The organism is Eubacterium barkeri (assembly GCF_900107125.1).
GTDB classification, from domain to species: Bacteria; Bacillota; Clostridia; order Eubacteriales; family Eubacteriaceae; genus Eubacterium_O; species Eubacterium_O barkeri.
The window spans coordinates 41,206-54,587 of sequence record NZ_FNOU01000020.1; the positions used below are offsets into that span (position 1 = coordinate 41,206).

Annotated in this window: 12 protein-coding genes and 1 riboswitch; of the genes, 7 read left to right on the forward strand and 5 right to left on the reverse strand. The window is 51.5% G+C overall.

Annotation, left to right across the window (positions count from 1 at the left end; translation table 11 throughout):
• The first annotated feature begins 1 nt into the window (after position 1).
• On the forward strand, positions 2–1,510 hold the full coding sequence (locus BLU30_RS11175) for an FGGY-family carbohydrate kinase (protein WP_242873574.1): 1,509 nt from the start codon (positions 2–4) through the stop codon (positions 1,508–1,510).
• Between the two features lie 35 nt (positions 1,511–1,545).
• A complete protein-coding gene (deoC, locus tag BLU30_RS11180; protein WP_090246428.1) occupies positions 1,546–2,211 on the forward strand; it encodes a deoxyribose-phosphate aldolase in 666 nt (221 codons plus the stop codon).
• Between the two features lie 38 nt (positions 2,212–2,249).
• Here the strand turns inward: deoC and BLU30_RS11185 are convergent, their stop codons facing one another.
• Entirely contained in the window at positions 2,250–6,158 is a 3,909-nt protein-coding gene (locus tag BLU30_RS11185; protein ID WP_090246430.1) for a response regulator, read from the reverse strand.
• A gap of 184 nt (positions 6,159–6,342) precedes the next feature.
• On the opposite strand from BLU30_RS11185, the gene BLU30_RS11190 reads away from it, so the two are divergent.
• Complete coding sequence (locus tag BLU30_RS11190) at positions 6,343–7,095, forward strand: NAD-dependent protein deacylase (RefSeq protein ID WP_090246432.1); 753 nt, start codon at positions 6,343–6,345, stop codon at positions 7,093–7,095.
• Between the two features lie 17 nt (positions 7,096–7,112).
• Positions 7,113–7,306, forward strand: a riboswitch (cobalamin riboswitch).
• Between the two features lie 101 nt (positions 7,307–7,407).
• Here the strand turns inward: BLU30_RS11190 and BLU30_RS11195 are convergent.
• Entirely contained in the window at positions 7,408–7,665 is a 258-nt protein-coding gene (locus tag BLU30_RS11195; RefSeq protein WP_090246435.1) for a hypothetical protein, read from the reverse strand.
• A 26-nt stretch (positions 7,666–7,691) separates the two neighbouring features.
• Here BLU30_RS11195 and BLU30_RS11200 point away from each other — a divergent pair, with 26 nt between their 5' ends.
• From BLU30_RS11200 to rhuM, 4 genes are read left to right on the forward strand one after another with little or no spacing between them, the layout of a single operon-like run.
• The gene (locus BLU30_RS11200; RefSeq protein WP_090246437.1) at positions 7,692–7,934 is read left to right on the forward strand and encodes an AbrB/MazE/SpoVT family DNA-binding domain-containing protein; all 243 of its coding nucleotides are present in this window, start codon (positions 7,692–7,694) and stop codon (positions 7,932–7,934) included.
• Positions 7,931–8,773: an ABC transporter ATP-binding protein gene (locus tag BLU30_RS11205; RefSeq protein WP_090246439.1), complete on the forward strand. Its 843-nt coding sequence runs from the start codon at positions 7,931–7,933 to the stop codon at positions 8,771–8,773. Before BLU30_RS11200 ends, BLU30_RS11205 begins: the two co-directional genes overlap by 4 nt.
• The gene (locus tag BLU30_RS11210; protein ID WP_090246441.1) at positions 8,773–9,429 is read left to right on the forward strand and encodes an ABC-2 transporter permease; all 657 of its coding nucleotides are present in this window, start codon (positions 8,773–8,775) and stop codon (positions 9,427–9,429) included. The genes BLU30_RS11205 and BLU30_RS11210 overlap by 1 nt, the downstream gene beginning before the upstream one ends.
• 45 nt (positions 9,430–9,474) lie before the next feature.
• Positions 9,475–10,215 carry a RhuM family protein gene (gene rhuM, locus BLU30_RS11215; protein ID WP_242873575.1) on the forward strand — a complete coding sequence of 247 codons (741 nt, stop codon included), beginning with the start codon at positions 9,475–9,477 and terminating at the stop codon, positions 10,213–10,215.
• Between the two features lie 280 nt (positions 10,216–10,495).
• Here rhuM and BLU30_RS11220 read toward each other — a convergent pair whose 3' ends face one another.
• The 3 genes from BLU30_RS11220 to BLU30_RS11230 are packed head-to-tail and all read right to left on the reverse strand — an operon-like array spanning position 10,496 to position 13,118.
• Positions 10,496–11,473: an SPFH domain-containing protein gene (locus BLU30_RS11220; protein ID WP_090246443.1), complete on the reverse strand. Its 978-nt coding sequence runs from the start codon at positions 11,471–11,473 to the stop codon at positions 10,496–10,498.
• Between the two features lie 43 nt (positions 11,474–11,516).
• Complete coding sequence (locus BLU30_RS11225; RefSeq protein WP_090246445.1) at positions 11,517–12,713, reverse strand: TFIIB-type zinc ribbon-containing protein; 1,197 nt, start codon at positions 12,711–12,713, stop codon at positions 11,517–11,519.
• A gap of 3 nt (positions 12,714–12,716) precedes the next feature.
• Positions 12,717–13,118: a hypothetical protein gene (locus tag BLU30_RS11230; protein ID WP_090246446.1), complete on the reverse strand. Its 402-nt coding sequence runs from the start codon at positions 13,116–13,118 to the stop codon at positions 12,717–12,719.
• Positions 13,119–13,382 lie beyond the last annotated feature (264 nt).

A 13,382-nucleotide genomic window follows, 5' to 3' on the forward strand; every position in this document is an offset into this window, starting at 1 on the left:
TATGATGGAAAATGCAAAATATTTTATGGGTGTGGACACGGGGACTCAGAGTGTCCGTGTGGTTGTAACAGATATCAGTGGGAATGTGGTGGCCTCAGATGAGCAGGCCTATGAAACCTATTATCCCAAGCCAGGCTGGGCAGAGCAGAAGCCCGATGACTGGTGGCGCTGTTTTAACACGGCAGTGGAAAATGTTACCAGCAAGCTGTCCATGGGGATTCGGTACAGTATCGAAGCCATTAGCGTATGTTCCACCTCGTCCACGGTGGTACCTGTGGACGCAGAGGGGGAAGCGCTCCAGGATGCGATTATGTGGATGGATACCCGGGCGGTCAAAGAAATGGAAACCTGTAATGCTACCAATCATCCCTATTTAGAATACTGTGGGGGTGAGGATTCCGTGGAATGGATGATCCCCAAGGTATTGTGGATTAAAAACAATCAGCCAGATATCTATGCCAAAAGCTATAAGATCATCGAACAGCTGGATTGGATGAACTACAAGCTGTGTGGTGTTTACGCTACTTCCATCTGTCAGGCGGCCTGTAAGTGGAACTACGTGGAATGTGAAGGGGGATGGAATGCGGACTTCTTTAACCAGATCGGGTTAGAGGATTACGCCGATAAGCTGGTATTAGATGTGAAGCATGTGGGGGAACCCTTAGGCAAAATTGATAAAGCCTTCGCCGAAAAATACGACCTCAATCCCAATATGATGGTGGTGGAGGGCGGCATCGATGCCCATATCGGAATGCTGGGGATGGGGGTTGCCAAGGCTGGCAAGCTGGCCATGATTATGGGGACAAGCTTTGTGCAGCTCTGCTTCTCAGATAAAAAGCTGGTGCTCGATGGTATCTGGGGTCCCTACAACAATCCCATCGTCCCGGACCTGTGGCTTTTAGAGGGGGGACAGATTTCTGCCGGCTCCATTGTGAAATGGTTCATGCGGGAGTGGGATTTAAACAAGCTGGACAATCCCTACGCCCATATGAATGCTATGATCGAGGAAATCGAGCCTGGGGCAGAGGGGTTAGTGGCCCTGGACTTCTTCCAGGGGAACCGCACCCCTTATAAGGACCCCAATGCCAAGGGGGTCATCTACGGGTTGACCCTAAGCCACACCAAGGCCCACATCTACCGGGCACTGCTGGAATCCGTGGCATTGGGCACCAAGAACATCATCGACAATTTTGAATCCCAGGGCTGCCCCATTGACAGCATCGTGGGCTGCGGCGGTGTCACCAAGGATGCCACCTGGATGCAGATTATTGCCGATGCCACGGGGAAACCCATTATTGTTACGGTAGACCCCAGTGCAGGTGGTCTGGGCTGCTGCATTGTGGCTTCCGTGGGATCTGGCGCCTATGACAATTTTGAAGAAGCGACGAAGGGCATGGTTAAGGAAGCCTATTGTGTGGAGCCGAACCCAGATCATTATGAGAAGTATCAAAAAGTATTTAATACCTATGTTGAAATTTATGACCAATTAAAGGACACCATGGCCAAATAAGGCCGAAATTTGTCAATCGGAAAGAAGGAGAACCCATGAATAATCAGGAAATTTTATCCCATATCGACCATACCCAGCTTAAGGCCTTTGCCACCTGGGACCAGATCGCCGAGCTGTGCGATGAAGCAGTGGAATATGGCACCGCCTCGGTGTGTATCCCGCCAGCCTATGTGAAAAGAGTGGCTGACACATACGGGGACAAACTCACCGTGTGTACGGTCATCGGCTTCCCTTTAGGGTATAATACCACTGCCGTTAAGGCCTTTGAAGCTGCTGAGGCTGTGAAAGAAGGGGCGACGGAAATTGATATGGTCATTAACATCGGGGCCATGAAGGATGGACGCACCGACTTCGTCCGGGATGAAATTGCTGCCGTAAAAAAGGCCGTAGGGGACAATATTTTAAAGGTCATCGTGGAAACCTGCTATCTGACCGATGATGAAAAAGCCACCGTCAGCCAGCTGGTTACCGAGGCCGGAGCAGACTTCATTAAGACTTCCACGGGCTTTGGGACCGGCGGGGCCACCATCCCGGATATTCAAATCTTTAAAGCGAATATTGGGCCGGGGGTGCGGATGAAGGCTGCCGGCGGAGTGAAAACCGTGGACGATCTAAGGGATTTCTTAGACCTGGGCTGCGACCGCATTGGCACCTCCTCTGCCGTGGGGATGTTAAAGGGCGAAGCCGCCAAGGATTATTAAAAACAAGAGAATAGTCAAATCAAAACCACTACCCTGATTCAGGGCAGTGGTTTTTGTTTGTCCCAGACAGACTGTTCAATGAGCCTGGCCAGGGTCTGATATAATTTTTGACGATCGATGGGCTTGGACAAATGGGCGTCCATTCCGGCATCCATGGCGGTATCGATATCCTCTTCGAAGGCATTGGCCGTCATGGCAATAATCGGGATGGTTTTAGCATCGGGGTGATCGACGTGTCGAATTGCCCGGGTAGCCTCTAAACCATTCATCTGGGGCATTCGAATATCCATGAGAATGGCATCAAAGGTGTGGGGGACAGAGTGGTCAAAGTACTCCAGTGCCGCGGTACCATTGGTGGCAATGGTCACGTTCATCCCCTTTTTTGACAGCAGCCGCTGGGCAATTTCCGCATTGAGGGGATGATCCTCAGCCAATAGAATGTGTTTTCCAAAGAGAATGTCAAGGGCGATATTGGGATGTTTGGGTGGCATCTGGCTACAATCTTCGGCAGTCGCCTCGGGGAGTTGCCAATCCACGTGAAAGGCGCTGCCTTGGCCCGGGGTACTGTCCACCCAAATGCGTCCTCCCATTTGATCAATGATGCTTTTGACGATGGAAAGCCCCAGACCCGTTCCCTGGCGGGTAACATCGTCCTGGGTATTTTCCTGCTCAAAGGGGAGAAAAAGCTTGGGAAGAAACTCAGGCGCAATCCCAATCCCGGTGTCAAGGACGGTCACCTGGCTGTGAAAAAAGCCCTTGTCCCGGGAAATGCCATTGAGGATGAGTGTAACCGATCCGCCAATGGGTGTAAACTTAATGGCGTTGGAAAGCAGATTAACGATGACCTGCTGGACCGCGGTGGTATCAAGCATCAGATAATGGCACGCCATTCCCTGGATCTGGAGCTGTAAATCGATCTGTTTTTCTAAAGCGGTGGGGCGGACGATGGCCATGGTTTCTTGAATGAAATCCGGGAGAAAAACAGCCACCGGGTGCAGTGCTATGGGATGGTTTTCGAGCTTCCGCAGGTCTAAGACATCATTAATAATGGCCAGGAGATAACGGCCAGAGGTCTCGATTTTTTCAAGATAATCTTGAATTTCAGCCAAATCCTGGCTATCTTGTCCCAGGGAGGCCAGGGTAAGAACAGCGTTCATCGGCGTCCGGATATCGTGGCTCATGCGGCTCAAAAAATCCGTTTTGGCATGGTTGGCGTGCTCTGCAAGTTCTAAAGCCTGCTTTAGTTTTGCTTTGGCCGCTTCCTGCTCTTCGTAAATATTTGTGACATCAATGCAGGACATTAAAAAAGTCTTTCGCAAGCGATCAATGGCGGTGAATTGAAGTTGTTTATGCCGTTTGTGTCCATTGGGGAGTAAGAGTCCAAAACTGATTTTGTAGGTGTTGCCGCTTTTGATTTTAGACCAAACATCCTTTGTTTTACACAGGCGGGAGACCCGGACCTGATCTTCTGGGCACACATAGGTGTGAATAAAGTGTTGGTGCTGTTGCTCATAGGATTGCGTTGGATCATAAAGCTGCTCTTTTGATTTGACTGCATAATCCTGGGCCGAATCCACAGAACCATCGACCACGACCAGGAAATCATAGTCCTTCTTTGCCACTGTCTCCATAACCGTTTGCATCACCTTTTTCTGGGTGATATCAATTGACGAAATTTGGGCGACGATATGCTTGGTCCTTGGGTTTTGCATCAGATGGGCGCTGTAATGAAGCCAAAAGATCTTTGGCGTATCGAAGAGACGGGTCACTTCCATGGAAATCAGATAATTTCCGCTGCTAAAGCTGTGGAGGAGGGCTTTTCGATTAAATAAATCCTTGAATTGTTGGTAATGGTGATGTCCGGTGATGTGCTTGGCGGTTTCTTCAAAATAGTGCGATGCCGTATTGCCCTTTAAATCTCGAACACATTGGAAAATACTGCTGATTTCCAGGACGCGGTTATCGGTTAAATCAAGAATGATCGTCACGAGGTTATCGCTTTGGGCGGCCTTGCGGTAGGATAATTCTTCCTGGAATTTTTTTTCAGCTTCTTTTTCCCGGGTCACATCCCGGCCGGCACCAAAGGCTTTAATGGGGTTTCCGTTGGCATCAAAGGTGCTGGTATAGGTGACCCGCTCACACCAAAAACCGGCTTTGTCGGTGGTTTTGTACCAAATATCCGCTGTGATTTCCGGCACGCCTTGGCGCAGGCGGTCAAAGAGATTTAAAAATGTCGGGATAGCGTCCTCTCGGACAAAGCCGTTTTCCAAAGTCGATTGTGTATAGTGGGGAATCTGAAAACAATTTTGTTTAATTCGGGGGGAGTTGGAAATCACAAAAAGGGAGTCTTCCTGAATGTCGTACTCCCAAATGTTAATCCCGGAGCTTTTAACGGCAACCTCGTAACGGAGTTGGTTCTCAAGCAGGGCCTGCTCAACTTCCTTAAGTTTGTCCACATTGGTGTAGTTGGCGTAGCACAGCTTTGTTCCATCCTTTTGGGGAATAACGACGCCATTGAGGTTGACCCATAAGTAACGCCCTTCCCGATCATTGAAAATGCGATAGGTGTGATTGATTTTTCCATTTTGGGCGATGGTATCCCCAAGACGTTCTTTGAGTTCGGGTAAATCCTCAGGGTGGACGCCAAGGAAGTTGGTTTGATTCATAACCGCAGCCTGGTGCTCTTCAGAATAACCAAAGAGTTCGAAAAAGGCCTGATTATGGACCTCGGGGTGAATACCCCTATCATCAATGCGGTAAGCGCACATTCCCCCGGGGATATTTTCCATCATCGATTCAAGCTGCTTGGATAACCTCAAGCGTTCCTGCTCTGTGCGTCTGGCTGCGGTGACATCGTCGATGTATTCAACATGGGCAGGAATGCCGTTCCACTCAATAAGCTTTCCCCGTAGGGTGAAAATTTGCCCGGTGACCGGGTATTCGTAATCCCGTTCTAAGAAACAGGTGGTCGACATTTCCCTGATTTTACAAAAATCACAGGGCGCCAAGCGGCCAAAAAGAAAGGCATAGCATTTTTTCTGGGTGTAATCTTCCTGCTCTCTGCCGATGGATTTGAGTCCTGTTCGATTAATGTAAAGCAGATCATAGGTCGCGATATCGCTGACATAAATGAGGTTTTGGCTGTCATTAACAAGATTATCATACAGCTCGGTCATCCGTGTGGGCCGTTGGAAAACGGCATGAATGATGGGATAACCCTCTTCCTCCCCAATGGGCATGGCCGTCATTCGGACCCAGATAAGGCTCCCATCTTTATGATAGAATCGGTAGATTTCATCAATGGGATGCCCCTCTTTAAGGGCCGTGGTCGCAGAGCCTAAAAGCCGGCGCTGATCCCCATCATAAAGAAGGGCGGTGGCATCATCGGCAATGATTTGAGCGTATTCTCCCCGGCTATGACCTGTCAGTTGGGCAACGCCGTCTGAGAAATATTGGGCTTTTAGGCAGTTGTCAACGAATCGGTAGATGGCAATCCCCCCGGGGATACTATTGATGAGATGATCGGCTTCGCGTTTCCCTTGCAGGAGTTGGGCGTTACGTTGTTGTGCATTCTCCAGGGCATAACGTCCGAGGATATTATGCACGCGAGCCTGGATTATCCGGCGGTCTAAAGGTTTACCAATAAAGTCCCAGGCACCGTTTTCCAAGGCTTCCAATTGGTAGCCCGACTCTGCCGTAATGGCGATAATGGGGATGGATCTGTAGGGCGAGGCCTGTATCCATTTTAAAACGGCAATCCCATCCATTTTGGGCATGATGATATCCAGTAGAATGATGGTGATCCGATGGGCGTACTGCTCAATTTTTTGGATGGCGTCCTCTCCATCGAGGGCAGCGATGATGAGGAAGTCTTTCGAAAAATATTCGGAAAGAATTTCTCGGTTGACATCCATATCGTCCACGATGAGCATCATTTTTGTGTCCATGTCCTACACTCCCTTTATCAATTCCAAAATTGCCGTATAAACGGTCTACTTTAACTCTTTAGAATTATATCAAGAAATATGGGGGAATGGAAGCGGTGTCCGCTATAAAATTTAACAAAACCTTAAGAAAAATCGAATAGAATCAAAGGATCATTAAAAAAAGAACGGGTTTGGGGAGGATTACATGAATGGTGAGGCCTTAGCACAGATTTTAAGGGAAAGTCATTATATTGTATTTTTTGGTGGCGCGGGTGTATCGACGGCTTCTGGGATTCCTGATTTCAGGAGTTCAGACGGTCTCTTTAATGCGCGACTGAATCGGCATTTTACACCGGAGCAGTTGGTATCCCATACGTATTTTGAGGGATACCCTGAAGATTTTTATACCTTTTATAAGGATAAGCTGGTGTATCCTGAAGCCGTGCCCAATGGCTGTCACCTGGCCCTGGCCAAGTTAGAGGCCATGGGGAAATTAAAGGCCGTCATTACCCAGAATATCGACGGCCTTCATCAAAAGGCGGGAAGCCAGGTGGTTTACGAGCTTCACGGATCGGTGCTGCGCAACTACTGCACCCAGTGCCATGCCTTTTACGATGAGACCTTCATTTTATCGGCCAAGGGCATTCCCAGATGTGTGCATTGTGGCGGTGTGGTGAAGCCGGATGTCGTTCTTTATGAAGAGGGTCTGGATAACCAGGTGATTGATGGGGCAATTCGGGCGATTTCCAAGGCGGATACGCTGATTATTGGGGGGACCTCTTTGGTGGTGTATCCCGCTGCGGGACTCATTGATTATTTTAGAGGGAAGCATCTCGTTTTGATTAATAAAAGTACGACCTCTGCGGATAATCGGGCGGATTTGGTGATCCACGAGGATATCGCTGGGGTGATGACCGCAGCCGTTGCCGCCCTGGAATCCGAAGTCATCGTAAAATGATCCCAAGGTCCCTTGACTTTTAGGACCCAATACAGTATACTGAAATCAGTTAAATACGAATGATCCTGTGTTTTGGAAGTGAGGTGAGATGCCTCCGCTGTAATCGCAGCTGTAATGCAAAATGCCTGATTCAATACCACTGTCGTATGATGGGAAGGGAATCCGGATGATATTGCTAAGCCAGAAGACCGGCACAGTGATTGGTTCTTACAATGCTCCGATTTAGAGCGTTTAAGAAAGCACAAGCGTGTCGCCTTAAACCCTCTCCAATCCGGAGGGGGATTTTTTGTGAATTCAAAGAACTGGTCATTCCTATTTAATTAAATCTTTTTGCATCTGCTGCTTTTTAGCAGGTGTCATTAAATCCTCTTTCTTTACCGAAGGGTAAAGACCATCTCTTTGATTCGGCCGGGGGGCCGCACCCCCGGCCCCCTCTGCTGATTCAAACCAAAGCAATCCGAGTGAAGCGAAACGCGTGACAACTTCCTGTTTCGGTTCTTTTTTTATTTTTTGACGGGGCGGCTTGACAAATAGAAACTGTAGGATTATCATAATAATCATATAAATCATACTTTTCACATAAAAAGGAGTGCGCCATGACAAAGAAAACACCAAAGGGCAAGTATGCCTGGACGGTTAAAATTGGAGAACGGGGACAATTCGTCATCCCTAAAGAGGCCCGGGAGATTTTTGATATCCATCCCGGAGACAGTATCCTTGTCCTGGGGGATGAAAAACGGGGGATCGCTATCCCACCGAAGACCATGCTGACAAAAATCACCCAGGCGATTTTTGAAGGGGAAGCTGCAAAAGAAAGGGAAGAAGGGGAAGAAGAATGAGCGTACTCACCGTAGAGGGGCTATGCAAGACCTATCCAGCCTTTACGCTAAAGGATGTCAGCTTTCATCTGACCGCAGGGAAAATCACCGGATTCATCGGACGCAATGGTGCGGGGAAATCCACCACCCTGAATGCGCTCCTGCACTATGTCCATCCGGATGCTGGCCAGATTCGGTTTTTCGATATGGACCTGACCCAGCAGGAGCTGGCCATCAAAGAACGCATTGGTTTCGTGGGCAGCGGGGTGAGCTATTACCCCCGGAAAAAGCTCGACCGGATCACGGCCATCACCCGGGCCTTCTACAGGAAATGGGACGATGGGGCCTACGCCCATTACATGGAGCTTTTCGAATTGGATGGGAGCAAGACCCCCAGCCAGCTCTCCGCGGGGATGAAGGTGAAATACGCCCTGGCCCTGGCCCTCTCCCACAATGCGGAGCTGCTCCTTCTGGATGAGCCCACCAGTGGCCTGGACCCTGTATCCCGGGATGAGCTGCTGGATGTCTTCCTGGAGCTGTGCGACCGGGGAAAATCCATTCTCTTCTCCACCCACATCATCTCGGACCTGGACAAATGCGCCGACGATATCATCTACATTAAAAAGGGGCGCATCATCGCTGAGCAGCCCATGAAAGACTTCCTCACCAGCTATCAGGTGGCCACCCTGCCCGAAGGCGGGGTACCCGAGACCCTCCAAAAGAAGCTGGTGGGCTATAAGCGCAGCAAGCAGGGGGACACTGCCCTCATTCCGGCGGCGGAAGCCCCGGGCTCCGGCCTGCCCTGCCGGGCGGCGGATCTGGAGGATATTATGATTCATATCGAAAGGGTGGCGGAATAATGCTCGCACAATTATTAAAGAAAGAATTCGTCCTGTCCATGCACCCGGTGGTCCCCCTCTTCATGCTGCTCTCCGCCATGGTGCTGATTCCCAATTACCCCTACACGGTCATCTTCTTCTATACCACCCTGGGGGTCTTTTTCACCTGCATGATCGGCCGGGAGAATGGGGATATCTCCTACTCCGTGGGCTTACCCATCACCAAAAAAGACGTGGTCCGGGGGCGGATGGCCTTCGTCATAATCATCGAGCTTATCCAGGTGCTGCTGGTGGCGGGGTTCTCCATCCTCCGCAATGCCATCGAAAGCGCCCCCAATCAGGCGGGACTGGAAGCCAACCTCACCCTCCTGGGGGCAGGGCTGGTGCTCTTCGGCATCTTCAACCTGGTTTTCTTCACCCAGTATTATAAGGCCATCAACAAGGTGGGCCGCAGCTTCGTCATCGCGACCACCGTCTACTGGCTGGTGGCCCTGGTCTTCGAGGGCAGCACCTTCGCCATCCCCTATGTGCGGGATGTGCTGGACACGCCGGATCCCCAGCATCTCCTGCCGAAATGCGTGGTCCTCGCCCTTGGGGCCGTGGTGTTTCTCCTGTGCAATAGCCTGGCATATAAAAAAGGATGCCGTTCTTTCGAAGAACAGGATTTGTCCATTTAGGCGAGGTGAAATGAAAATATCGAATATTCAGGAGCAAATGAAAACATGAAAGAAATCGTCTTTTTTGAGGATCAGGATATCCAATTAGCCGTTCCATTTTCCCCAGAAGCGGAAACCGTCTGGCTATCTGCCAATCAAATGGCGCAGCTCTTTGACCGGGATGAAAAAACCATCCGGAAGCACATCAACAAGGTTTTTGCCGATGGTGAAATTGACCGTGGGAACAACACGCAAAAAATGCGTGTTGATGGCGTTAAGCAGACCGTGGCTTTTTACAATCTGGATATTATTCTCTCCGTTGGCTATCGTGTCAACTCCAAACGTGGCATCGCATTCCGCCGCTGGGCCAACACGGTGTTGAAGGACTACATCCTCAAAGGCTACGCCGTCAACGACAATCGTCTGAAGCAATTGGGGAAGGTAGTGCGGCTAATGCAGCGTGCCGAAAACGCCCTGGAAGCCAGGCAAGTACTGTCTGTCATTGAAAAATATAACCTTGCCCTTGATTTGCTGGATGATTATGATCATCAAAGAATGGAGAAGCCAAGTGGGAAGGACGCCACCTACATCTTAGGTTATGGAGAGTGTAAAAGTGTCATTGATGCCATGCGCTTCGGTTCAGAATCCGAGCTGTTTGGAAGAGAAAAGGATGATTCCTTCAAAGGTAGCATTGGCAATATCTACCAGAGCTTTGCCGGAGAGGATATTTACCCGTCCCTAGAAGAAAAAGCAGCCAACCTTCTGTATCTGGTGACTAAAAACCACAGCTTGCAGATTATACATTAGTTGCACTAACCATCATGATCGCTGAATCACGGCCGGAAGAGAAAGAGATGATGATTAATATCATTATGAACTGTATCGGGTAAAGGCACTCTCCACCATCAAAAAACCAGGGCCCTGGTTAAGGGCCCTGGTCAGACTGCCGACAAACCAAGGGAAGGGAGCGGATAAAAATACGAGAACCAAAGTTTTAGGCCCTGACGAATAAGAGGTCTCCCTTTGTTCGTCAGCGCCCCCCTCTTTTAGTGATAAACCATAATAATTTTAGTAATTAACGGCGGACCTACACCGTTTCCGTGCCGCAGTCCGGGCAGAATTTGCCGGCTACCATCTTGCGGCAGTTGGGGCAGAAGCGGTCGCCAGCGGGTGCGGCGGCAGGGGCCGCCTGTTGGGGGGCGGCGGGCTGCTGGGGCTGGGCCATGGACCCGGCCATTTGCTGGGCCATCTGCATGCCCATGGCCATCTGGGCCCCCATGGCGCCCATATTATCCCCACCCTGGGCCATGCCGTCGGCCATGGCGATGGTGGCGTATTTATTCACATCTCCCACAAAGGCCTGTCCAGCGGCCTTTTCAGCCATCTTCTGGACCTCTTCGGGGTAGTTGAAGTTCTGGATGGTGACATCCGCCACCCCCAGGCCGATATCGAAGAGCTCCTTATCCAGCTCCTCGCAGACCTTCTTGCTGAGGGCCCGGCTGTTCATCTGGAGGCCCAGGAGGGCGTTGACGCCGATGCAGCCCTGGCCGCCCAGGATGGCTTCCGCCACGATGGGGTTGAGCTCCCCGAGGATGCGTTCCGCCACATCTTCCAGGGCGTAGGTATCCTTAATGCCTGCTACCTTTTCGATGAAGATATTGTAATCCCGGAAGGTAATGACCAGGTTGCCATTACAGCCCACGGGGATGCCGGCGGGTACCTCCGGCGTGGGAATCATGATGCGCTGGCGGGTGCCCCAGGGCAGGAGCAGCTCCTTGCTGTTGACGAAGTAGACCTCCGCCCGCATGCCTGAATCCCCGCGAAGGTCCATGATGCCCTTGAGGGTAGAGAGGAAGGGGACGATTTCCGAGGCGATATCGTAGGTGCCAGGATTTTCGAAAACCCCTTCCACGGCGCCGTTGGCGTAGAAGATGGCCTTCTGCCCCGTGCGGATGATGAGCTTGGCCCCTTTTTTGATTTCCTTCTTGGGCCACTTATAGAATAACACGTCATCGCGGAATTCTTCCCATTCGATGGTGTCTTTACCTTGTCCAAACCAAGCCATAGTCGTGTATCTCCTTTATGCGTTATTTAGTTGAATGCGTGTATCAGGCAGCGGGGGAATACCAAAGGATCCCGGTCCCGCCGTCATCCACCAGGGTAGAAGCGGCCTGGGGCTGCTGCATTTCCACCACGGAAACCGTGGGTTCCGGGTAGGTGTATTCCTTCGCTTCCGCATCCTTTAAAAAGATATTGTAGATGAGGAAGAGGGCAATGAGTCCGGCGATAACCGCCGCGATAATCTTGGGGGCACTGTACGGGCGCTTGCCACTGACCTTGCCGGTTTCCCCGTTGATCATGTAGGTGTATTCCTTGCCCCGATAGGCGAAGGCAGACACCCAGGCGGGCAGCAGGATGTGCTTGTAGGTTAAGTCGTGGTGCTCCATCTCCAGGCTTTTGACATTGGCGGTGTCGTAGCCCTTGTGCCGGATTTCCTGGTCCGCCATGCTGCGCAGGGTCGCTTCCATCTGCGCCTCCGCCTTGGGGAAGCATTCAACGGCACCCTTGTCGTAATGCTCGGCACCCACCCCGGATAAGAAGGCGGGGCTATAAACGCAGGCCCCACCTTCGGTGGAGTAAGGCAGGATGCCATCCACCACATCCTGGGTGCGTTCGGAGCCATCGCACACAGGGATATCGTCGAAATCCGCAGATACGTGGCCGCTCACCGGGGTCCATACTGTGGTGGTCGAGGTATTGCCTTCATCATCCTCGTCCTCATAGTAGGTTCCGCCTTCGCCCCAATACTGGGCTTCGGTGTGAGCATCGTAGGTCCAGAAGGGGAGATAGACCCCGTCCAGCTTTCCTTGCTGGTAGGATTCCTTGAGCTTATTGGGGGCGAACCAGCGGCTCTTCACCCATTTCTTAAAGGCCTCCTGGGCATCGGCCTTGTCCACCTTAAAGGGCACCACCCCATCCGGAGGGACTCCGGCCATCTGCTTCTGCGCATCCACCTGGGGGGAGCTGCACATGGGGCAGACCGTCGCCGTCTCATTGGCAGCAAAGGTGATTTCCGCACCGCAATTGCGGCAAATGGCGGTGGTTTCGCCAGGATAGCCTTCACTCTTGGCCTCCCGGTCGGTATAATCCGCGTAATCGTGGTGGACAATACCCGCGCCGGAGAGATCCACCTCTCCTGGGGTCCGGCAGGATTCGCACTCAAAGGCCTGCTTCTTGATGTTCCACTTCATGTGTCCGCCGCAGGAAGGGCAGATGAAGCTTTCGGTTTTCACTTGTTCTGCCATGGGCTAAACCTCATTCTGCTGGGCATTCAGGCCCAAGCCGGCAATGATTTCTTCACAAGCCTCCCGACGCACTGCGGCATCCTGGTAGTCCTTTTCCAGCTGGGGCAGCTTCGCCGCCAGATCCGCCAAGGCGGATTCGTAACGCCGCAGGGCCTTACCATCCCCGGACGCATCCGCCTCCTCAGCATAGCGTTTGTACTTCTCCGATTCGTCCCGACAATCCTCCAGCTTACGCATGGCCGAACTCTCCGCAGCCCGGCGTCCTGCCAGCTCAGCCTCCGCATTCCGTATACGTTGCTCCGGCGTCATGGCATTTTCTGCAGACAGCTTGGCCTCGACGGATTCCTTAAAAGCCGCGAATCCCTCGCCCATGCGTTGCCCCAGTTCTTGCAATCGATTGGACATGACATACCTCCCTAATTATGATTTCCACCATTATAACACGTTTCAAAGCAAGGGTCCATCAACCCAAAGGTTGATATTTCGCGTTAGCTAACAGGCACATGATCACAGAGAAAGGGTGACGGATTGAAAGCTCGCTTTCAAATCCGCCTCCTTTTCTCTGTGATCATGCGGCGCAGCCGCGAACGCAAGAAGCGAAGCGGAATGCGTTCAGTGCCTGAGCCCCGCAGAGCCAGGCGCAGCCGCGAACGCAAGAAGCGAAGCGGA